We start from the raw sequence: 22079 nt of genomic DNA, 5'->3' as shown, positions 1-22079 counted from the left end.
GCCGCCGGACAATCTTTGATATGTGGTTGGGCCATCCCTTGTGGGGTGGCCCTTCCGCATTTTCGGGCACCTTTCTTTTTCGCGGGTTTGTTCCCGGGGTTGTTCCTGGGGTGTGTTCCCCGGCGGGTTGCTGGGTGTTGGTTCCCGCTGCCTGTTCCTGCGTGTGTGTGGGCGGTGGGCGGTGGGTGTGGTGGGTGGTGTGGTGGCCCCGGCCGGGGTGTGGCCGGGGCTTTCGCATGCCCGGGGAAGGTTTCCCGGGGCTGGCCAGTGCTGGGGCGGGGCGTGTCGGTGGGGAACGCAACGCAGGAGTCGGCAGGCCGCGGATGAGGGACAACACAGGGTGCCCTGCGGCGCGTGCGGCTGGTCGGGTGTGGGCAGGGGCTTTTGTGGGTTGGCGCGAGCGGTCGGCCGGGGGGGGGGGGGGGGGGGGGGGGGGGGGGGGGGGGGGGGGGGGGGGGGGGGGGGGGGGGGGGGGGGGGGGGGGGGGTCCGGGGGGGCGCGAGCGGGGATGCGGGAGGAGCGGAGCGGGCGGGAGTGAGGACCGCAGCGAAGGCCCAGCGGAGCGGGCTTCGCGAGGACCGGAGCTTCCGGCCGGCGCAGTGACGTCCCAACTGACCGGTCCGAACTACGCCCGTCTCAGGCACACCCGTCCCAAGCGCGCCCATTCCAGGCACACTCATCCCGAGTGCGCCGGTCCCAGGCACAGCCGCCCCGCGTGCGCCCGTCCCAGGCACACCTGTCCCGAGCATGTCCGTCCCGAGCGCCTGTCCTCCTGGCCGGTCCGAACTACACCCGTCCACCTCGACCCACATGACCTCAGTTCCGACCTTGCCCCGCTCAACCCCCGGAGCGCGTACCGCCTCGTGAAGGGGCGGGCGGTAGTTCCCGTACGCTGAGGGTCGTGGAATATCGAGCCGTCGAGCAAGCGATCATGGCACGGGGAGTGGAGTGGGATTTCAGCCCCACTCTTGATCGGATCACCGCGCTGATGGAGATCCTCGGCGACCCCCAGAACTCGTACAAGGTCGTTCACGTCGCGGGCACCAACGGGAAGACGAGCACCGCGCGCATGGTCGAGGCTCTGCTGCGCGAGCGTAACCTGCGGGTGGGCCGCTACACCAGCCCTCATCTGCAGTCGATGCGCGAGCGCATCTCGATCGACGGCGAGCCGCTGTCGGAGGAGCGGTTCGCCGAGGTGTACCAGGACGTCGCCCCCTACCTTGAGATGATCGACGCCAGGGTGGGCAAGCTGAGCTTCTTCGAGGTGCTGACGGCGATGGCGTTCGCCGCGTTCGCGGACGCGCCCGTGGACGTCGCCGTGGTCGAGACCGGTATGGGCGGCACCTGGGACGCGACGAACGTGGCCGACGGGACGGTGTCCGTCATCACGCCCATCTCGCTGGATCACACGGATTACCTGGGTGCGGACATCGCGACGATCGCCGGAGAGAAGGCCGGCATCATCAAACCGAAGGCGACGGCGGTGCTGGCGCAGCAGGCGCTGCCCGCCGCCGAGGTGCTGATGCGGCGGGCGGCCGACGTCGGTGCGGTGGTCGCCCGTGAGGGGCTGGAGTTCGGCGTGCTGCATCGCGAGCTCGCGATGGGCGGCCAGATGCTTCAGCTCAGGGGCCTGAAGGGTGTGTACGAGGACGTGTTCCTGCCTTTGTACGGCGCGCACCAGGCGGGCAACGCCGCGGGCGCCCTGGCGGCGGTGGAGGCGTTGACGGCAGGTGACGACCCGCTGGGCGAGGAGGTCGTACGGCAGGCCTTCGCCCAGGTGAGCAGCCCGGGGCGGCTGGAGATCGTGCGAAGGGGCCCGACCGTCCTGGTCGACGCGGCGCACAACCCCGCGGGCATGGAGGCCACGGTCGAGGCACTGACCGAGGCGTTCGGGTTCACCCGGCTCATCGCCGTGGTGGCCGTGATGGCGGACAAGGACGTGGACACGATTTTGGACCTGCTGGAGCCGGTGGCCGAGGAGATCGTGGTCACCCGCAACTCCTCACCTCGCGCGCTCAGCCCTGACGATCTCGCGTCCCGGGCGGAGGCCGTGTTCGGCCAGGACCGCGTCCACATCGAGGACCGGCTCGACGACGCCATCGACAGGGGCGTCGCGCTGGCCGACCAGGGCGACGAGTTCGGTTCGGGCGTTCTCATCACCGGTTCTGTCGTGACCGCGGGCGAGGCGCGCATCCTGCTGAAGGCCGCCAAGTGAGCAGCGCCGTGTTCGAGGTGACCCCCGGCATGCGCCGGCTCTGCGCGACCGTCCTCGGGATGCAGGCGATCGTCGTCGCGCTCGTCAGCCCCGTGGCGATCACCATCAACCACGTGTCCGCCCCGCTCGCGCTGACGGTCGGGCTCGGGCTGGCCGTCCTGTGCGTGGTGGTCGCCGGCCTGCTGAAACGCCCATACGCCTACATCGCGGGCAGCATGCTGGAACTCCTGACAATCGCCACGGGATTCCTGGTTCCGATGATGTTCTTCCTCGGGGTGATCTTCGCTGCCCTGTGGATAACGGCTATCTTCGTCGCTCGCCGTGTCGAAGGGACGACGAAGCGCTAAAGTCGGCAACCATGGCCGTCCCTCCCGTACCGCAGGCTCGGACCGCCGTGCCGGTCCGTGCCGTGCGCGTCCCTCTGCTGGTCGACGTCGTCATCGGGCTGCTCACGCTGGTGGCCCTTCCTCTGGCGCTCGTCGCCATCCCGAACACGATCTCCGTCGTGGCGGCGCTGCTGCCGCCGGGTGTGTCGCAGGTCGACATGATCCGCGCGCACGGCCTGGCGCTGCCCGCCATGCTGGTGACCGTGCCGCTCGCCGCGGTCGCGGTACGCAGGTTCCGCGCGGCGCCGATCCTCGTGGCGGGGCTCACGCTGCTCGCGCTCGCCGACGTGGCCGGGGGTTACACCGACACGGTCGCGCTCGTCGGCGTGCTGCGCGTGCTCCACGGGATCGGCGCGGGCATGCTCGTGCCGGCGACGCTGGTCGCGGTCGCCGAGCGTCCCCGTCACCGGGTGCTGCTGCCGATCTGGGCGGGCACGCTCGCCGCCTCGCTGCTGACGGCCCAGGCCCTCGCCCTGTGGGCGATCCGGGACGTGTCCTCCTGGCAGGTCACCCTTCAGCCGTACCCGCTGCTCACCGGGGTGGCGCTGGCTCTCGCCGCGGCCTACCTGGTGCTGTGGATGATCTCCAGCGACGGCGGCTCGCCGGCCGAGGGGGAGATCCTGCCCGGGGGCCGGCCGACGTCGGCGGAGCGCGGGCGGCTCGCGCTGGCCATCGTGCCCGCCGCGGCCATCGCCGTGCTGGGCGTCGGGATCACCTTCGACTGGCCCCCGCCTCTGGTCGTCGTCGCGGCGGCGGTCGTGGTGGTGGCCATGCTGGCCCTCGCGGCTCTCGGCACGTTCGAGGGGCCGGGCGGCCGTACGCTCGCCTTCGTCAACGTCGCGGTGGGGCTGGTGGTGCTGCCGACCGCCGCGCAGATGACCTACATCGAGCTCGGCGGCCCGCTGGGCGGTCCCGGCCTCAAGGGCCTGTGGGTGCCGTTCCTGGTGGCCGCGGTGACCGCCCTCGTGGGCGCCGTCCTGGCGGGCCGGGCGCCCGAGGCGCTCGCGGCCCGGATGACGGTCCTCGGTCTCGCGGCCGTCGTCGTGGGGCTGGCCGCGATCAGGCTGCTGGTCCCGGCGCCGTCGGGCACGCCGCTGGTGGTGCCGTTCGTCCTGCTGGCCGCGGGGTCGGCCGTGGCGCTGGTCGGCGCGTTCCGTACGGCGGGCCTGGGGACGGCGATGCTGGGCCTGTCGCTGTGCTTCCCGGCCGTGCTCGCGGGCTTCCTGCTCGGCACGGGCATCCAGGTGAACCGGCTGCGCGAGGCCGCGGAGAGCGCACGGGGTGACGGGAACGCCCTGGTCAACGGGTTCATCGACGCGCTGCACATGTGGGCGCTCGTCGGCGGATTCGTGGTGGTCGGCGTGATCGTGCTCTCCTCCGTCCTGGCCCGGAGGGCCGCCACCGCGGCGGCGGACAGTGACGTGGTGATCCCGCTGCCGACGCCGTCGCCCGAGAAGGCCGACGACACCCCCGAGGACTCCGGCTCCAAGCACTGACCCGGCACGCGGCAGGACTCGCCGCTCACGTACCGACCCGGCATGCGGCAGGACTCGCCGCCGCACACTGACACGGTACGCACAGGAACACCGCCGCCCGCGCACCGACACGGTGACACGGTACGCACAGGAACACCGCCGCCCGCGCACCGACACGGCTCGCGCAGAAACGCCCGCCCGGAGCGCCCGTCCGAGACGCCCGTCGAGATGCTCTGCCGCAGACCCGCCGGCATCGGACTCGTCCGATCGGAGCGGCGTTCCCGGACCGGTAAGCTGCCGTTGCGTCGGAGCTTCCCAGCCGGAGCTTCCCAGACGCGTGACGGGCGGGCCCGCGATCCGCCGGGTCACCGTGTACGGCGAGTCAACGACCTTAGGAGAAAAGACCGTGTCCGAGCGTACGCTTGTCCTGATCAAGCCCGACGGGGTCCGTCGCGGCCTCATCGGGGACGTCATCGGCCGCATCGAGCGCAAGGGCCTCAAGATCGTGGCGATGGACCTGCGCACGCTCGACGCCGAGACGGCCAAGGCCCATTACGCCGAGCACTCGGAGCGTCCGTTCTTCGGCGAGCTGGTGGAGTTCATTACCGGCGGCCCGCTGGTCGCGATGGTGCTTGAGGGCCCCCGGGCCGTCGAGGCGTTCCGCGCGCTGGCCGGCCTGACCGACCCGGTGAAGTCCGCGCCCGGCACGATCCGCGGCGACCACGCCCTGGAGATCGGCGAGAACGTCGTGCACGGCTCCGATTCGCCGGAGTCCGCGGCCCGGGAAATCAAGATTTTCTTTCCCGACCGTTTCTAGTCCTTGCCACACGAGAGGCCCCGGTTTAAACCGGGGCCTCTCGTGTTTTTCCAGGTGGTGACCGAGCTTAGGCAGGGCGACACCGGTTTTTCCGGGGCCTTGGGAGCTCGATGTGCCCAGTGATGAGCACATGCCGTTACGATTCGAATGCGATGCGTCATCCCGCACTCCCGCTGAACCCGGTAACCGCTAACCACCTGAAGGAAGGCTTCCTTCCGCATGGGCAGCAAGCTGACATTCCTGGGCCGTGACATGGCTGTCGACCTTGGCACGGCGAACACTCTCGTCTACGTCCGAGGGCGCGGCATCGTCCTGAACGAGCCGTCCGTCGTCGCCATCAACGTCACGACAGGAAACATCGTGGCTGTTGGGATAGAAGCGAAGCGGATGATCGGTCGGACGCCCGGAAACATCGTCGCGATCCGTCCCCTGAGGGACGGTGTCATCGCGGACTTCGATGTGACCGAGCGGATGCTGCGTTACTTCATCCAGAAGATCCACAAACGGCGCCATTTCGTGCGCCCGCGCATCATCGTGGCCGTGCCGAGTGGCATCACCGCGGTGGAGCAGCGCGCCGTGAAAGAAGCGGGCTACCAGGCCGGGGCCCGCCGTGTGTACATCATCGAGGAACCGATGGCGGCCGCGATCGGAGCCGGCCTGCCGGTCCACGAGCCGACCGGGAACATGGTCGTCGACATCGGCGGCGGCACCACCGAGGTGGCCATCATCTCGATGGGCGGCATCGTGACCAGCCAGTCGATCCGCGTCGGCGGCGACGAGCTCGACCACGCGGTCATCGCCTTCGCCAAGAAGGAGTACTCGCTGATGCTGGGCGAGCGCACGGCGGAGGAAGTCAAGATCGCCGTCGGGTCGGCCTGCGTCACGGGCGAGGACTTCCACGCCGAGGTGCGCGGCCGCGACCTGGTCAGCGGCCTGCCGAAGACGGTCGTCATCAGCGCCGAGGAGATCCGCCGGTCCATCGCAGAGCCGGTCAACGCGATCGTCGACGCGGTGAAGTCGACGCTGGACAAGTGCCCGCCGGAGCTCTCCGGCGACCTCATGGACCGGGGGATCGCCGTGACCGGTGGCGGCGCCCTGCTGCGTGGCATGGTCGACCGGTTGCGTGAGGAGACCGGCATGCCGGTCCACCTGGCCGAGAACGCGCTCGACTCGGTCGCGCTCGGCTCCGGGCGGTGCGTGGAGGACTTTGAAGCCCTCCAGCAGGTGCTCGTGCCGGAGCCCCGCAACTAAGGAGCGTCATGAGAGACACCCGTCGCGCCCGTCTCACGCTCGGAATCCTCCTCGCCGTGGCGCTGATCCTCATCACCGTGGATCACCGGGCCGGGAACAACCGCGTCCTCGGCCCGGTGCGCGACTTCGCGAGTGCCGTGTTCGGGAAGGCCGAGCGCGTCGGTGCCGCCGTCACCAGCCCGATCACCGGATTCGTCGGCATGGTGCGCGACGCGCCCTCCGCGCGGCGCACCATCGCCGACCTGCGCAAGGAGAACGCGCGGCTGCGCGACGAGGTGTCGGCGCAGAAGCTCGACAGGGCACGGGCCGACAAGCTCGACAGCATGCTCGGGCTGGCGGGTCTCGGCCGCTACCGCATCGTGCCGGCCCAGGTCGTCGCGCGGCGTACGGTGGCCGGTTTCGAGGACACGGTCGAGATCGACGCCGGCACCGGCGACGGGATCCGGCCCGACATGACGGTGCTCAGCGACGCCGGGCTGGTCGGCCGCGTCGTCCAGGCGGGCCCGGACGGCTCGACGGTGGCGCTCCTGACCGACCCGGCCCTGTCGGCCGGGGCCAGGTTGGAGGGCGGCAACGAGCTCGGCGTCGTGAGCGGCCTCGGCGAGGCGGGCGGCGGCGGCAACCTCGTCAGGTTCCGCCTGCTCGACTCCACCGTGCCGATCGGCGTGGGCCGCCGGATCGTCTCGTTCGGCTCCCAGCAGAGCAAGCCGTACGTGCCGGGGGTGCCGATCGGCGTGGTCGAGCGGGTGGACAACACGCCGGGTGAGGTGACGAGGACGGCCTACGCGCGGCCCTTCACCGACTTCTCCGCGCTGGACGTCGTCGGCGTGGTGGTCGCGGCGCCGAAGCGTGATCCGCGCGACGCGGTGCTGCCGCCGAAGCCGCCACCGCCGCCGAAGCCGCCGCGCGAGGACCAGCGGCGCGGCGACGCCCGGGGGCAGGGACGCGCCTCGCTGGAGGCCGAGTGGGGGCTCGACGGCCGCAGTCGCGGCGCGGGCGACGAGGCGCGGGCCGCGACCGGACCGCAGGTGCGCGAGGGCCGGCCCGAGGCCGCGCAGGAGCGGCGCGGCCGGCACGGCACGCAGGCCGTGGACAGCGAGCAGCGCGCCCAAGAGCAGCGCGCACAGGAGCAGTACGCCCAAGAACGGCAGGCGCAGGAGCAGAGGCGCGAGCAGCCGGCGCAGGAACGGCAGGCGCAGGGGCGGCAGGTCCACGAGCAGCCCGCCGCGCACCGATCGCCCGCCGCGCACCGGCCGCCGGCCGTGGAGCCGCGCGACGCGCCTCGGCAGCACGACGGCCACGGTGAAAGGAACTGACCGATGGGCCGCAACCTCCTCGCCGCGCTGCTGCTCTTCGTGGCTCTGGTGCTCCAGGTCAGTGTGGTCAACCGGCTGCTGCTTTCCTGGGCGCCCGACCTGGTGCTGGTGACGGTGGCCGCGCTCGCGACCAGGCGCGGGGCCGTCCCGGGCGCGGTGATCGGCTTCTGCGGCGGGCTCGCCTATGACCTGCTGCCTCCCTCGAACCACACGCTGGGCCAGTACGCGCTGGTGCTGTGCGCCCTCGGCTACGCGGCCGGGCGGTTGGGAGATCGGGTGCCGCTGTTCGCGGTGGCGGCGTGCGCCGTGCTCGCGCCCGGCATGCTGGCGGGCCTGGGCGCGTTGATCGGCGCGCCGGGGGTCACCTGGTCGGTGCTGGCCACGGCATGGCCCCGGGCCGCGATCTGCAATCTCGTGGCCGCTCCACTGGCGCTCTGGGCGGTCAAGGTCACGCACGGCGGCCATCGCAGGCGCGCAGGCGGTGGCGAGCTCGTGCCGAGCTGGAGACGGGGGACGGCATGACACGTTTGCGCGGACGCCTGATCGTCCTGCAGGTGCTGGTCATCGCCATGATCGTGGTGCTCGTCGTCCGGCTGTGGCAGGTCCAGGTGGTGCAGGGGCCGCGGTTCGTCACGGTCGCGACGGAGACGCGCACCCGTGAGGTGCGGGTGCCCGCTCTGCGTGGGGCGATCCTCGACTCCTCCGGCCGCCCGCTCGTGCGCAACCGTACGACGCTGGTGGTCTCCGTGGACCGCGGCCGGCTTGAGCGGATGCCGGACGGCGGCGACGCGGTTCTGCGCCGGTTGTCCGCCGTGCTGAAGGTGCCGCTCGCGAAGCTGAAGCAGGAGATCCGGGCGTGCGGCCCGGGCATCAGCCGCCCGTGCTGGCCCGGCTCGCCGTACACGCCGATCCCGGTCGCCAACAACGTCAATCCCCGGGCGGCGCTGCAGATCCTGGAGCGCCAGGAGGACTTCCCCGGCGTCACGGCCGACATCCAGGCGCTGCGCGACTATCCCAACGGAAAGGACGCCGCCCAGCTCCTCGGCTACCTGCAGCCGGTGACGGAGAGCGAGCTGGAAAAGCGCGAGGGTCTCAAGGCCAACTATTCGGGCGTCGACCTCACCGGCCGCGACGGGCTCGAGCGCACCTACGATTCCGCACTGCGCGGCACGCCCGGCCTGCGCAACGTCCAGGTCGACCGGATGGGCAAGGTCATCACGGTCAACCAGGCGTCCGACCCGGTCCCCGGCGACGTCCTGGTGACCAGCATCGACGCCAAGGTGCAGCGCATCGTGGAGAAGTCGCTGGACCAGGCCATGCAGGAGGTGCCCCGCTCCGACGGCGCCGCAGGCGTGGTGCTCGACATCAAGACCGGTCGCGTGATCGCGATGGCCAGCCGGCCGACGTACGACCCCAAGGTCTGGACGGGCGGCATCTCGGAGAAGGACTACCGGTGGCTGCTGTCGGACAAGTCGGGCAAGCCGCTGGTGTCGCGGGCGATCGCCGGCGAGTACGCGCCGGGTTCGACCTTCAAGATCAGCTCGGTGTCGGCGATGATCGCCGATGGGCAGCCCCTGCACGGCACCTACCAGTGCCCGAGCTCCTACAACGTCGAGGGCAGGTCGTACCCGAACGCGGGCGGCATGAGCCTGGGCGCGATCTCGCTGCACGAGGCGCTGGTCAAGTCGTGTGACACCGTGTTCTACCGCGCCGGATATGAGGAGTGGCTGCGCGACGGCGGCAAGACGCCCAAGGCCAAGGTCAAGGAGCCGATGCCGAACATGGCCAAGGCCTACGGCTTCGGCAAGCGCACCGGCATCGACCTGCCCGGCGAGTCCGCGGGCCGCATCCCGACCCGCGCCTGGAAGCTCGACCTGTACAACACGACGAAGTCGGAGATGTGCAAGCGGGCCAAGATCGGCTACCCGGAGATGAAGGACCAGAGCCGGGCGGCGTTCGCCAAGCGGCTGGCCAACGAGAACTGCCTGGAGGGCATGATCTTCCACGCCTACGAGGCGGTCAACCTCTCGATCGGCCAGGGCGACGTGCTGGTCACCCCGCTCCAGCTCGCGCGGGCGTACGCGGCGCTGCTGGGCGACGGCCAGGTGCGCAGCCCGCGTGTCGGCTGGGCGCTGATGCGGCCGGACGGCACCCTTAAGAAGGAGATCCCGGTCCCGGTCGTGGGGCGCCTCCCGGTCAACGACGAGACCCGCACCTACATCCGCAAGGCGCTCAGCGAGGTGCCCTCGGACGGCACGGCCGCCGGCGCGTTCCGCGGGTTCCCGATGAACGTCGTCAAGATCGGCGGCAAGACCGGTACGGCAGAGGTCTACGGCAAGGAGGACACGTCGTGGTTCGCGTCCTTCGCGCCTGCGGACAATCCGCGGCTGGTCACCGTGGTCATGGTGGCGCAGGGCGGCTTCGGCGCCTCGACCGCCGCGCCCGCCGTGCGGCGCATCTGGGAGGGGATCTACGGCCTCGGCAAGGGGAACGACGGCAAGCCGCTCAAGCCGGCGCTTCCGGACGGCAAACCGGCGACGCGGCTGCCGGCCATCAGCCGCGAAACGCAGTGAGGCGGATCTGCCATGACTGAAGCCCTCGGGGTAAGGCGGAGGTCGTTCGCGAGCCGCGTCGTCGGCAGGGGATCGGTCGTCTGGCGGATGGACTGGCTGCTGTTCGGCGCGGTGGTCGCGCTCAGCGCGATCGGCACGCTGCTGGTGTGGTCGGCCACCCGCACGTGGTCGTCGATCGAGCCGACGGGCATGGCCAAGAAGCACGTGCTCAACCTGCTCATCGGCCTGGCCCTCTACAGCGCGATCGCGGTGACCGACTACCGCTGGCTGCGCACGTACGCGCCGGTCCTGTACGGCATCGCCGTCCTCGGGCTGATCCTGGTGATCAGCCCGATGGGTTCGACGGTCAACGGCCACCACTCGTGGATCCTGCTCGGCGGGGGTTTCGCCCTGCAGCCCGCCGAGCTGATGAAGCCGGCGCTGGTGGTGATGCTGGCGCGGCTGCTGGCCCCGGTGTCCGAGAAGGGGAAGACCAAGGACCGGCCGAGGGGCTCCGGTCTCGCGCTGTCGCTGGCGGCGGCGGGCGGGGCGGCGGCGCTGGTCATGCTGCAGCCCGACCTCGGCACCACGATGGTGCTGATGGCGACGACCGGCGCGATCATCGTCTTCGCCGGGATACGCAAGCGCTGGGTGCTGGCCGGGGTGCTGCTCGCGGGCCTCGCGGGGGTGGCGGTGTGGGCGCTGGGGCTGCTCAAGCCCTACCAGGTGGCGCGGTTCACCGCGCTCATCGACCCGTCGAGCGACCCGCGCGGCGTGGGCTACAACAGCACGCAGGCGCTCGTGGCGATCGGGTCGGGCGAGGTGTTCGGCAAGGGCCTGTTCCACGGCGGCCAGACCACGGGTCGCTTCGTGCCCGAGCAGCACACCGACTTCATCTTCACCGTCGCGGGCGAGGAGCTCGGCTTCGTCGGGTCGGTCACCGTGGTGGCCCTGCTCGGCGTGGTGCTGCTGCGCGGCGTGCGGATCGCCCGGATGTGCAACGACCGGTTCAGTGCGCTCGTCTCCGGCGGCATCGTCGCGTGGCTGGGCTTCCAGACCCTCGTCAACGTCGGCATGACGATCGGAATCATGCCGATCACCGGCGTGCCGCTGCCGTTCGTCTCCTACGGCGGCACGGCGACGTTCGCGAACATGACGGCGGTGGCCATCCTGCAGGCGATCCATCTCAGGTCGCGGCCCGGGTGATCCGCGCCGCCCGGTGCCTCGCGCCGGGCGCCGGGACGCCGCGGCCTACGGCGAGCCGGGTCACCGCCCGGTCTCGCCGCGCGGGCGGCCCGATCTGGCACCCCTGCTGAGGACGGAAGATCCGCAGGGGCCACTCTCCGGAGCCGATACCCTGGATACATGTCTGTCGAGTCGTTGTTTCCCCGCCTGGAGCCGCTGCTGCCCAAGGTGCAGAAGCCGATCCAGTACGTCGGGGGCGAGCTGAACTCGACGGTCAAGGACTGGGACGAGGCGACCGTCCGGTGGGCCCTGATGTACCCGGACGCCTACGAGGTCGGCCTGCCCAACCAGGGGGTGCAGATCCTCTACGAGATCCTCAACGAGCTGCCCGAGACGCTGGCGGAGCGCACCTACGCGGTGTGGCCCGACCTCGAGGCGCTCATGCGGTCCGAGGGTGTCCCGCAGTTCACCGTGGACGGTCACCGGCCGGTTCGCGCGTTCGACATCCTCGGGGTGTCGTTCGCCACCGAGCTGGGCTACACCAACCTCCTCACCGCGCTCGACCTGGCGGGGATCCCGCTGGAGGCGGTGGACCGCACCGACGAGGACCCGATCGTTCTGGCGGGCGGCCACGCCGCGTTCAACCCGGAGCCGATCGCCGACTTCCTCGACGCCGCCGTGCTCGGCGACGGCGAGCAGATCGCCATCGCGATCTCCGAGGTGCTGCGCGAGTGGAAGGCCGAGGGCTCGCCCGGCGGCCGCGACGAGCTGCTGCTGCGCCTCGCCTCCACCGGCGGGGTGTACGTCCCGAAGTTCTATGACGTCGAGTACCACCCGGACGGCCGCATCATGCGCGTCGTCCCCAACCGCGACGGCGTGCCGACGCGCGTGTTCAAGCACACGGTCATGGACCTCGACGAGTGGCCCTACCCGAAGAAACCGCTGGTCCCGCTCGCCGAGACCGTGCACGAGCGGTTCAGCGTCGAGATCTTCCGGGGCTGCACCCGGGGCTGCCGCTTCTGCCAGGCGGGGATGATCACCCGTCCGGTGCGGGAGCGGTCGATCACCACGATCGGCGACATGGTCGAGGCGGGGATCAGGGAGTCCGGCTTCAGCGAGGTCGGGCTGCTGTCGCTGTCCAGCGCGGACCACTCCGAGATCGCCGACGTCACCAAGGGCCTCGCCGACCGTTACGAGGGCAGCCAGGTCGGCCTGTCCCTGCCCTCCACCCGGGTCGACGCGTTCAACATCGACCTGGCGAACGAGCTGTCCCGCAACGGCCGCCGTTCCGGTCTCACGTTCGCGCCGGAGGGCGGGTCCGAGCGGATGCGCAAGGTGATCAACAAGATGGTCACCGAGGAGGACCTGATCCGCACGGTCACCACCGCCTACTCCAACGGCTGGCGGCAGGTGAAGCTCTACTTCATGTGCGGGCTCCCGACCGAGGAGGACGAGGACGTCCTCGGCATCGCCGACCTGGCCAAGAAGGTCATCAAGGCGGGCCGCGAGGCGACGGGCTCGCGCGACATCCGCTGCACGGTCTCCATCGGCGGGTTCGTGCCCAAGCCGCACACGCCGTTCCAGTGGGCCGCCCAGTGCGACCACGAGACGGTGGACCGCCGGCTGCGCGCGCTGCGCGACGCCCTGCGCTCCGACAAGGAGTACGGCAGGGCCATCGGCTACCGCTACCACGACGGCAAGCCGTCGATCGTGGAGGGGCTGCTGTCGCGGGGCGACCGCCGGGTGGGCCGGGTCATCCGGGCCGTCTGGGAGGACGGCGGCAGGTTCGACGGATGGAGCGAGCACTTCTCGTTCGAGCGGTGGATGGCCGCGGCCGAGCGCGCCTTCGCCGACGAGCCGGTCGACGTGGACTGGTACACGACGCGCGAGCGGGACGAGCACGAGGTGCTCCCCTGGGACCACCTCGACGCCGGTCTCGACCGCGAGTGGCTGTGGCAGGACTGGCAGGACGCGCTGAACACGGTCGAGGTCGAGGACTGCCGCTGGACGCCCTGCTACGACTGCGGCGTCTGCCCCACGATGGGGACGGAGATCCAGATCGGCCCCACGGGCAGAAAACTGCTGCCACTCACCGTGATCTGACGGTCACGGCCTATCCTGAAAGACGATCGACCGACAGCGGAAGGACGACGGAACTCTGAAACCCGTTCCCGACGGGCCCGCGCCCGAACCCACCGTGCAGCGCCTTCGTGTGCGCTACGCCAAGCGGGGCCGCCTGCGTTTCACCAGCCACCGCGACATCTCCCGCGCCGTCGAAAGGGCGGTGCGGCGAGCGGGCATTCCGGTGGCCTACAGCGCCGGCTTCAGCCCTCACCCGAAGATCTCCTACGCCGGCGCCGCCCCCACCGGAGTGGCGAGCGAGGCCGAATACCTGGAGATCGGGGTGAACCGGCCGTGCGACCCGCGGCGGGTTCGCGACGACCTCGACGCCTCGCTGCCGCCGGGGCTCGACGTGCTCGACGTGGTGGAGGCGCGGGACGGGAACCTGGCCGACCGGCTGGAGGGCTCGATGTGGGAGCTGCGGCTCCCCGGAGCCGATCCGGGCGAGGCGGAGCGGGCGGTGAAGGAGTTCCTCTCGGCCGATCTGGTGGAGGTCGAGCGTCTGACCAAGAAGGGAATGCGGCGGTTCGACGCCCGCCAGGCGGTGCGTTCGCTGGCCGTCGTGGGGGAGCCGGGAATTACGGCAGGTCAGGAGACCGTTCAACCGTGTGTCATACTTCGTATGGTTGTTCGGCACGAAACACCTGCCGTCCGGCCCGATGACGTGCTCATGGGTCTGCGTCTCGTGGCAGGCTTCGCGCCGCCGTCACCCGCTGCGGTGACCAGGCTGGCGCAGGGGCCGCTCGACGCGACCGGTGAGCCCGCCGACCCGTTCGCCTTCGACCGGGCAGGCGGAGACCGATAAGACTTGCCGCCGAGGCGCCGACAGGAAGCCCGGCGGACCGCGAGAGACGAGAGCCTTCGCGCGGCGCGGCAACGTGCCCGGAGGCTGACGGGAGAGCGCCCGCATGCTCGACAACGAGCCCACTGACGGGGCTGTGAGCCTTGACAGTGACACGACAACAGAAGAACGCCGGCAGACCGGGGGAGAGGTCGTTTCTTCCGGTCCTTCGGTCGTATCCACGACCCGGCGCCGCCGGTCGGCGAGCCGTCCGGCCGGGCCACCGCCCGAGCCCGACGACCTGCCGCCGCCGGTGACCACCGTGGCCGCGGCCACCATGCCCAAGGCCGTGGAGACCACCGCGCCGAAGAGCGCCCGCGGCACCGTGCCGAAGAGCGCGGAAACCACCGTGGCCTCCGTGGCCGAGCCCGTGGCGGCTCCCGCGCAGGAGGAGCCTGCCGCGAAGGAGAAGCCCAAGCGGGTGACCCGCCGCCGCACCAAGGCCGCGGAGGAGCCGGTCGCCGAGCAGCCGCCGGTGACCGCGGAGGCCGTGACGGCCCCAATGGAGACGGCCCCAATGGAGACGGCCCCGGCGGAGACGCCACCGGCGGCCGCGGAGACCGCCGCGGAGACCGTGCCGGCCACCGCGGAGACGGCGCCTGCCGCGCAGGACGAGCCGCCCGCGCCCACCCGGCGTCGCCGGAGCCGCAAGCGGACCGACGAGACCGAGACGCCCCAGCAGGCCGAAACGGCACAGGCCGAAGCGGCACAGACGGAAACGGCACAGACGGAAACGGCGCAGACCGAAGCGGTGCAGGACGTGCCGGCCGAGCAGCCTGCCACGTCGAGGCGGCGCCGCCGCGTCCGCGCGGAAGAGCCGGAGCCGGAACGATCCAGGGCGATGAGCGCCGCCGAGGCGGAGGTCGACGCCGCGCTGCGGCTCAACCTCCCCGACGAGGAGCCGCTGGACGACGAGCCGCTCGACATCGAGGACGTCGACCTGGAAGAGGCCGACGACGAGGACGGCGATCGCCTGGACGTGGTGGCCGACCCCTTCGGGCTGTCCGCGCAGCAGCCGGCCGTGCCCTCGGTGACCTTCCAGGCGCCGTCGGCGCTGTTCCAGCCGATCTTCCAGGCCCCTGATCCGTACGCGGTGCCCGTGCAGAGGGCGGCGACGCCCCCGGCCGAGCCGGTGCCGGCTGAGGACGAGGAAGCCGAGGCGGAGGAGCCGGAGGAGACCGTCGATTCCGGCGATGACGACTCCGAGGGCGAGGGCGGCACCCGCCGTCGTCGCCGCCGCAGGGGCGGCCGCGGCCGCGGTGCCCGCGCCAGGGACGCCGAGGACGGCGAGGAGCAGGAGAGCGAGGGCGAGGAGCCCCAGGCCGCGTCGGCCGAGGAGGACGACCGCGAGCAGGCGGAGGACGACTCCGAGGGCCAGACCGGCACCCGCCGCCGTCGCCGTCGCCGCCGCCGGGGCACCGAGGACGCCGATCTGACCCCCGACGACCCGCCGAACACCGTCGTCCGCATCCGGGCGCCCCGCGCGACCAGGTCCACCTCCGTGGACGAGGTCCAGGGCGTGCGCGGATCGACCCGGCTGGAGGCCAAGAAGCAGCGCCGCCGTGAGGGCCGCGAGCTGGGCCGCCGCCGTCCCCCGATCATCACCGAGTCGGAGTTCCTGGCCCGGCGCGAGTCGGTCGAGCGGATCATGGTCGTGCGCCGCCAGGGCGGCCGCACCCAGATCGCGGTGCTGGAGGACGGCGTCCTCGTCGAGCACTACGTCGACCGGGAGTCCAGCCAGTCGTACGTCGGCAACGTCTACCTCGGCAAGGTCCAGAACGTGCTGCCCTCGATGGAGGCGGCGTTCGTGGACATCGGCAAGGGCCGCAACGCCGTGCTGTACGCCGGCGAGGTGAACTTCGACACCGCGGGGCTGGAGGGCCAGCCCAAGCGCATCGAGGCGGCGCTGAAGTCCGGGCAGTCGGTGCTCGTGCAGGTCACCAAGGACCCGATCGGTCACAAGGGCGCCCGGCTGACCTCGCAGATCAGCCTCCCCGGCCGCTATCTGGTCTATGTGCCGGACGGCTCGATGACCGGGATCAGCCGCAAGCTGCCCGACAAGGAACGGGCCCGGCTCAAGCAGATCCTGCGCAAGGTCATGCCGGAGAACGCGGGCGTGATCGTGCGTACCGCCGCGGAGGGCGCCTCGGAGGAGGAGCTCAGCCGCGACGTCGCCCGGCTGTCGGCCCAGTGGGAGAACATCCAGCGCAAGGCCAAGTCGGCCAGCCCGCCGGAGCTGCTGTCCGGCGAGCCCGACCTGACCATCCGGGTGGTCCGCGACGTCTTCAACGAGGACTTCAGCTCCCTGGTCGTCGAGGGCGACGACGCGTGGACGACGGTGGACGAGTACGTCCGCTACGTCGCCCCGCACCTGGCCGATCGGCTGTCGAAGTGGGAGGGCGAGACCGGCGCGTTCGCCGCCTACCGCATCGACGAGCAGATCGCCAAGGCGATGGAGCGCAAGGTGTGGCTGCCGTCCGGCGGCTCGCTGGTGATCGACAGGACCGAGGCGATGACCGTCGTCGACGTCAACACCGGCAAGTTCACCGGGCAGGGCGGCAACCTCGAGGAGACCGTCACCCGCAACAACCTGGAGGCGGCCGAGGAGATCGTCCGCCAGCTCAGGCTGCGGGACATCGGCGGCATCATCGTGATCGACTTCATCGACATGGTCCTGGAGAGCAACCGCGACCTGGTGCTCCGGCGGCTGCTGGAGTGCCTGGCGCGCGACCGGACCAAGCACCAGGTGGCGGAGGTCACCTCGCTCGGCCTGGTGCAGATGACGCGTAAGCGGGTCGGCCAGGGCCTGCTGGAGGCGTTCTCCACGCCGTGTGACTGCTGCCACGGGCGCGGGATCATCGTGTCGACCGAACCGGTCGAGGCGAAGCCCGAGCCACGTGGCACGCAGGGCAAGATGGCCATCGAAAAGGCGGTGGCCGAGAAGGTGGCGGCGAGCGAGGGCTCCGTCGCCGCGGCGGCGGGCTCGGTGCGCGAGAGCGTCACCGACGCCATCGACGCCGATTCCTCCGACTCCGACGGGGGCGACGGCTCCGCGTCGTCTTCCCGGGGACGGCGACGTTCCCGCAGGAAGACGGCGGAGTAGCGACTTCGTCAACCGGCGGTCCGCTCGGTTCGACCTGGGTACCGGATATCCGGTACCCTAGTCAACCGGTGCGCCTGGTGTCGGCGTGCCTGGCTTCGCGCGCCTGCCCGGATCGCCGGTCGTTTTATCGACAGCAGCTGGATGCGGGGCGCGGCATCTCAGCATTTAGCCAGTAGAAGGGTTCCGCGGTGTACGCGATCGTTCGTTGCGGCGGCAGGCAGCAGAAGGTCTCCGTCGGGGACGTCCTCGAGGTGGACAAGGTCGCCGGCGAGGTTGGGTCCTCGGTGTCGCTGCCGGCGGTGCTCGTCGTCAACGACGGCGATGTCACCACCGACGCCGCCACGCTTTCCCGGTTCCAGGTGACCGCCGAGATCCTCGGCGAGACGAAGGGGCCGAAGATCCGGATTCTGAAGTACAAGAACAAGACCGGATACAAGAAGCGCCAGGGTCACCGCCAGCGGTACACCCAGGTCAAGGTCACCGGCATCAACCCCGGACAGTAGTTTCCCGGGGGACGACCCCCGCTTACCCCCGAAAGGGAGTGAATCATGGCACACAAGAAGGGCGCCTCGTCCACCCGGAACGGTCGTGACTCGAACGCTCAGCGTCTCGGCGTGAAGCGTTTCGGTGGCCAGCTGGTGAACGCCGGCGAGATCATCGTCCGTCAGCGCGGCACGCACTTCCACCCCGGCGACAACGTCGGCCGTGGTGGCGACGACACGCTGTTCGCCCTGGCCACGGGCCGGGTGCAGTTCGGCACCAAGCGCGGTCGCCGCGCGGTGAGCATCGTCCCGGCCGCGGAGTAGATCCGCCCAGGACACCCACAAGCAGCGCGATGAGGCGGATCGAGCATTCGGTCCGCCTCATTCGTTTTTTCATACGGCAGTAAGGGGGAGCGGCTGATGGCCGACTTCGTGGACCACGTCGTCCTGCACATCAAGGCGGGTGACGGGGGCAACGGCTGCGCCTCCATCCACCGGGAGAAGTTCAAGCCGCTCGGCGGGCCCGACGGCGGCAACGGCGGGCGCGGCGGCGACGTCATCCTGGAGGTGGATCCCAACACTTCCACCCTGCTGGAGTATCACCACCGTCCGCACCGCCGCGCGGGCAACGGCAAGCAGGGCATGGGCTCCAACCGGGACGGCGCCAACGGCGAGGACATCGTCCTGCCCGTGCCCAACGGCACGGTCGTGAAGGACGCCAGGACCGGCGAGGTGCTGGTCGACCTCGTCGGCTCCGGCACCCGTTATGTGGCCGCGCAGGGCGGCTTCGGCGGCCTCGGCAACGCCGCGCTCGCCAACGCCAAGCGCAAGGCCCCCGGCTTCGCGCTGCTGGGCGAGCCGGGTGACGAGGCCGAGATCGTGCTCGAACTCAAGACCGTCGCCGACGTGGCGCTGGTCGGGTTCCCCAACGCGGGCAAGTCGTCGCTGATCGCGGCGCTCTCCGCGGCCCGCCCCAAGATCGCCGACTATCCGTTCACCACGCTCATCCCCAACCTGGGCGTGGTGACGGCGGGCGAGACGGTCTTCACGGTCGCCGACGTGCCGGGGCTCATCCCGGGGGCGTCCGAGGGCCGGGGCCTCGGTCACGAGTTCCTGCGGCACGTCGAGCGCTGCTCGACGATCGTGCACGTGCTCGACTGCGCGACGATCGAGCCGGGGCGCGACCCGGTCACCGACTTCGAGGTGATCGAGGCCGAGCTCGCGGCGTACGGCTCGTTGCAGGACCGGCCGCGGCTGGTCGCGCTCAACAAGGTGGACGTCCCCGACGGACGTGACCTGGCCGACATCGTCACGCCCATGCTGGAGGAGCGCGGACTGCGCGTCTTCGAGATCTCCGCGGCCAGCCACGAGGGCCTGCGGCCCCTGGCGTACGCGATGGCGGAGATGGTGGCCGCCGCCCGGGCGCAGGCCCCGGTGGAGGAGCCCACCCGACTGGTCATCCGGCCCAGGCAGCTCGGCGAGACCGGCTTCGCCGTACGCAGGATCGACGAGAACCGTTTCCAGGTGACCGGCGAGAAGCCCGAGCGGTGGATCCGCCAGACCGACTTCTCCAACGACGAGGCCGTCGGCTATCTGGCCGACCGGCTCGAACGGCTCGGCGTCGAGGAGGAGCTGATCAAGGCCGGTGCGACGGCCGGCGCCGAGGTGATCATCGGCCCGATGGAGGGCGGCTACGTCTTCGACTGGCAGCCGTCGCATGGCACCGGGGCGACCATGGGACCGCGTGGCACCGACGCCAGACTCGGCTGATCGGGGGCCGGAGTGGGAGAGGGCGTGACAGGCAGGGAACGGATCCGCGAGGCCGCGCGGCTGGTGGTCAAGGTGGGGTCGTCGTCGCTGACGACGCCCCGGGGCACGATCGACGTCGACCGGGTGGACGCGCTGGTCGACGTGCTGGCGGCCCGGCGTACGGCCGGCACGCAGATCGTGCTCGTGTCGTCCGGCGCGATCGCCGCCGGGCTGGGGCCGTTGGGACTGCGCGACCGGCCCAGGGACCTGGCCACGCAGCAGGCGGCGGCCTCGGTGGGGCAGGGGGTGCTGGTCGCCCGCTACACCTCGTCGTTCGCCAGGTATGGCCTGCGCGTGGGGCAGGTGCTGCTGACCGCCGACGACATGATGCGCCGGTCGCACCACCGCAACGCGCAGCGGGCGCTGGCCCGGCTGCTCGAGCTGGGCATCATGCCCGTCGTCAACGAGAACGACACGGTGGCCACCGACGAGATCCGGTTCGGCGACAACGACCGGCTGGCCGCGCTGGTCGCCCACCTGATCCACGCCGACGGGCTGGTGCTGCTGTCGGACGTCGACGCGCTGTATGACGGCGACCCCCGCAAGGACGGCGCGACACGCATCGCCGAGGTCCGCGGGCCGGAAGACCTCGAAGGCGTCGAGCTGGGCACCTCCGGCCGGGTCGGCACCGGCGGCATGATCACCAAGGTGGAGGCCGCCCGCATCGCCACCGGGGCGGGTGTCCCGGTCGTGCTCACGGCGGCGGCGCACGCGGCCCAGGCGCTCGCCGGGGCCGACATCGGCACGTGCTTCCACCCGGGCGGCCGCCACCCCGGCACCCGGCTGCTGTGGCTCGCCCACGCGACGACCGGCCGGGGCCGCCTCTACCTGGACGCCGGCGCCGTCGAGGCCGTCGTACGGCGGCGCAAGTCGCTGCTGCCGGCCGGTGTGGTGAAGGTCGAGGGCGACTTCGCGGCGGGCGACCCGGTGGACGTGTGCGGGCCGTCCGGCGATCGGGTCGCCCGCGGCCTGGTGAACTACGACGCGGGGGAGATCCCGGAGTTACTCGGCCGATCCACCCGGGAGCTGGCGAACACACTCGGCCCGGAATATCGGCGCGAGCTGATCCACCGGGACGACATGGTCATATTGGAGCCCACAATTCGTGACGGAGCGCGAGGCAATGTCTGAGGCAGAGGAATTCCTGAAGGTCGCACGGGCGGCGAGAGACGCCGCGACGGTGCTCGCGCCGATGCCGCGCGCGCCGAAGGACGCGGCGCTGCGTGCCGTGGCCGACGCCCTGGAGGCCGCCACGGACGAGATCGTCGCGGCCAACGCCGTGGACGTGGACCGGGCCAGGGAGAACGGCACCTCCGAGGCGATGATCGATCGGCTGCGGCTCGACGCCGGCCGGATCGCCGCGATCGCGGCGGCCGTCCGCCAGGTCGCCGACCTGCCCGACCCGGTCGGTGAGGTCGTGCGCGGCAGCACACTGCCCAACGGCCTGGAGCTGCGTCAGGTGCGGGTGCCGCTCGGCGTCATCGGCATCATCTACGAGGGCCGGCCCAACGTGACCGTGGACGCGGCCGCGCTGTGCCTCAAGAGCGGCAACGGCGTGCTGCTGCGCGGGTCGTCCAGCGCGTACTCCTCCAACACGGCGCTGGTGCGGGTCATGCAGGAGGCGCTGGCCGCGACCGAGGTGCCGGCGGACGCCGTGCAGCTCGTGCCGGGGCAGACCCGCGAGTCGGTCAAGCACCTGATGCGCGCCCGCGGGCTGGTCGACGTGCTGATCCCGCGCGGCGGCGCCTCGCTGATCAACAGCGTGGTCGAGGAGTCGACCGTGCCGGTGATCGAGACGGGCGTGGGCAACTGCCACGTGTACGTGGACGCCGACGCCGACATCGGCACCGCACTGAAGATCCTGGTGAACGCCAAGGCGCAGCGGCCATCGGTGTGCAACGCGGCCGAGACCGTGCTCGTGCACGCCGCCATCGCCGACGCGTTCGTGCCCAGGGCCCTGACGGCGCTGAAGGACGCGGGCGTGACCGTCCACGGGGACGAGCGGGTGCGGGCCTACGGCGCCGACGTCGTGGCCGCCACCGAGGAGGACTTCACCAGCGAGTACCTTTCGCTCGACATCGCCGCCGCCGTCGTCGACTCGCTGGACGACGCGGTCGCGCACATCCGCAGGTATGGCTCGGCCCACACCGACGCCATCGTGACCCGCTCCCAGCAGGCCGCCCGCAGGTTCGTGGCGACCGTGGACTCGGCGGCGGTCGCCGTGAACGCCTCGACCCGGTTCACCGACGGCGGGGAGTTCGGCTTCGGGGCGGAGATCGGCATCTCCACCCAGAAGCTGCACGCCCGGGGCCCGATGGGACTGCCGGAGCTCACCTCCACCAAGTGGATCTACACCGGCGAGGGCCACGTACGCGTGTGACCGCCGGCCGCGGGTGAGCCGGGGACGCGAGCCGAGGCCCGCGTCCCCGGCCCCGTGGGACCGCAGTGCCGCCTCCACAGTGCCGCGTCCGGGCCGCGTCTGGGCCGCGTCCGTGGCGGCGGGCGCGGCAGGTTTTCGGGCCGGCG

At 71.4% G+C, this 22079-nt stretch carries 17 protein-coding genes; all 17 read left to right on the top strand.

All coding sequences use genetic code 11. The annotated features are described in order from the left end of the window. The first annotated feature begins 931 nt into the window (after window positions 1-931). Complete coding sequence (locus HCK04_RS06000) at window positions 932-2215, top strand: folylpolyglutamate synthase/dihydrofolate synthase family protein (protein ID WP_142645884.1); 1284 nt, start codon at window positions 932-934, stop codon at window positions 2213-2215. Window positions 2216-2223: 8 nt separating this feature from the next. Then, window positions 2224-2562: a DUF4233 domain-containing protein gene (locus HCK04_RS05995; RefSeq protein ID WP_260617132.1), complete on the top strand. Its 339-nt coding sequence runs from the start codon at window positions 2224-2226 to the stop codon at window positions 2560-2562. 11 nt (window positions 2563-2573) lie between these two features. After that, window positions 2574-4097 (top strand): hypothetical protein, encoded by a 1524-nt coding sequence (locus HCK04_RS05990; protein ID WP_142645848.1) that lies wholly within the window; start codon window positions 2574-2576, stop codon window positions 4095-4097. Between the two features lie 385 nt (window positions 4098-4482). Further along, window positions 4483-4893 carry a nucleoside-diphosphate kinase gene (gene ndk / locus HCK04_RS05985; RefSeq protein ID WP_030505860.1) on the top strand — a complete coding sequence of 137 codons (411 nt, stop codon included), beginning with the start codon at window positions 4483-4485 and terminating at the stop codon, window positions 4891-4893. A 231-nt stretch (window positions 4894-5124) separates the two neighbouring features. Further along, on the top strand, window positions 5125-6144 hold the full coding sequence (locus HCK04_RS05980; protein WP_312845719.1) for a rod shape-determining protein: 1020 nt from the start codon (window positions 5125-5127) through the stop codon (window positions 6142-6144). Window positions 6145-6152: 8 nt separating this feature from the next. Beyond that, a complete protein-coding gene (locus HCK04_RS05975) occupies window positions 6153-7460 on the top strand; it encodes a rod shape-determining protein MreC (protein WP_142645846.1) in 1308 nt (435 codons plus the stop codon). A 3-nt stretch (window positions 7461-7463) separates the two neighbouring features. Continuing rightward, window positions 7464-7982, top strand: coding sequence for a rod shape-determining protein MreD (mreD, locus tag HCK04_RS05970; protein WP_142645845.1), 519 nt, complete (start codon window positions 7464-7466; stop codon window positions 7980-7982). Further along, a complete protein-coding gene (gene mrdA, locus HCK04_RS05965; protein ID WP_142645844.1) occupies window positions 7979-10033 on the top strand; it encodes a penicillin-binding protein 2 in 2055 nt (684 codons plus the stop codon). The genes mreD and mrdA overlap by 4 nt, the downstream gene beginning before the upstream one ends. A 12-nt stretch (window positions 10034-10045) precedes the next feature. Then, entirely contained in the window at window positions 10046-11218 is a 1173-nt protein-coding gene (rodA, locus tag HCK04_RS05960; protein ID WP_142645843.1) for a rod shape-determining protein RodA, read from the top strand. 159 nt (window positions 11219-11377) lie between these two features. Further along, window positions 11378-13300 carry a TIGR03960 family B12-binding radical SAM protein gene (locus HCK04_RS05955; protein WP_142645842.1) on the top strand — a complete coding sequence of 641 codons (1923 nt, stop codon included), beginning with the start codon at window positions 11378-11380 and terminating at the stop codon, window positions 13298-13300. 94 nt (window positions 13301-13394) lie between these two features. After that, entirely contained in the window at window positions 13395-14123 is a 729-nt protein-coding gene (locus HCK04_RS05950; RefSeq protein ID WP_142623795.1) for a TIGR03936 family radical SAM-associated protein, read from the top strand. Window positions 14124-14256: 133 nt separating this feature from the next. Next, window positions 14257-17262, top strand: coding sequence for an Rne/Rng family ribonuclease (locus HCK04_RS05945; protein ID WP_346776131.1), 3006 nt, complete (start codon window positions 14257-14259; stop codon window positions 17260-17262). A 188-nt stretch (window positions 17263-17450) separates the two neighbouring features. Continuing rightward, window positions 17451-17765, top strand: a complete 315-nt coding sequence (gene rplU / locus HCK04_RS05940; RefSeq protein WP_030505848.1) for a 50S ribosomal protein L21 — start codon at window positions 17451-17453, stop codon at window positions 17763-17765. A gap of 45 nt (window positions 17766-17810) precedes the next feature. Further along, entirely contained in the window at window positions 17811-18068 is a 258-nt protein-coding gene (gene rpmA / locus HCK04_RS05935; protein WP_030505847.1) for a 50S ribosomal protein L27, read from the top strand. Window positions 18069-18164: 96 nt separating this feature from the next. Then, window positions 18165-19514 (top strand): GTPase ObgE, encoded by a 1350-nt coding sequence (obgE, locus tag HCK04_RS05930; protein ID WP_142645840.1) that lies wholly within the window; start codon window positions 18165-18167, stop codon window positions 19512-19514. A gap of 24 nt (window positions 19515-19538) precedes the next feature. After that, complete coding sequence (gene proB, locus HCK04_RS05925; protein ID WP_260617131.1) at window positions 19539-20684, top strand: glutamate 5-kinase; 1146 nt, start codon at window positions 19539-19541, stop codon at window positions 20682-20684. Further along, window positions 20677-21933, top strand: coding sequence for a glutamate-5-semialdehyde dehydrogenase (locus HCK04_RS05920; RefSeq protein WP_142645839.1), 1257 nt, complete (start codon window positions 20677-20679; stop codon window positions 21931-21933). Before proB ends, HCK04_RS05920 begins: the two co-directional genes overlap by 8 nt. Window positions 21934-22079 lie beyond the last annotated feature (146 nt).

The sequence above is a fragment of the Microbispora sp. CL1-1 genome, from assembly GCF_012034195.1.
Lineage (GTDB): Bacteria > Actinomycetota > Actinomycetes > Streptosporangiales > Streptosporangiaceae > Microbispora.
This window is presented reverse-complemented; position numbering and strand designations above follow the sequence as displayed.

Excerpts from the sequence above, each read along its gene's own strand:
- HCK04_RS05955 (WP_142645842.1), top strand. The coding sequence starts at position 11,378 with ATGTCTGTCGAGTCGTTGTTTCCCCGCCTGGAGCCGCTGCTGCCCAAG.
- rodA (WP_142645843.1), top strand. The coding sequence starts at position 10,046 with ATGACTGAAGCCCTCGGGGTAAGGCGGAGGTCGTTCGCGAGCCGCGTC.
- mrdA (WP_142645844.1), top strand. The coding sequence starts at position 7,979 with ATGACACGTTTGCGCGGACGCCTGATCGTCCTGCAGGTGCTGGTCATC.
- HCK04_RS06000 (WP_142645884.1), top strand. The coding sequence starts at position 932 with ATGGCACGGGGAGTGGAGTGGGATTTCAGCCCCACTCTTGATCGGATC.
- HCK04_RS05975 (WP_142645846.1), top strand. The coding sequence starts at position 6,153 with ATGAGAGACACCCGTCGCGCCCGTCTCACGCTCGGAATCCTCCTCGCC.
- obgE (WP_142645840.1), top strand. The coding sequence starts at position 18,165 with ATGGCCGACTTCGTGGACCACGTCGTCCTGCACATCAAGGCGGGTGAC.
- mreD (WP_142645845.1), top strand. The coding sequence starts at position 7,464 with ATGGGCCGCAACCTCCTCGCCGCGCTGCTGCTCTTCGTGGCTCTGGTG.
- rpmA (WP_030505847.1), top strand. The coding sequence starts at position 17,811 with ATGGCACACAAGAAGGGCGCCTCGTCCACCCGGAACGGTCGTGACTCG.
- HCK04_RS05990 (WP_142645848.1), top strand. The coding sequence starts at position 2,574 with ATGGCCGTCCCTCCCGTACCGCAGGCTCGGACCGCCGTGCCGGTCCGT.
- HCK04_RS05920 (WP_142645839.1), top strand. The coding sequence starts at position 20,677 with ATGTCTGAGGCAGAGGAATTCCTGAAGGTCGCACGGGCGGCGAGAGAC.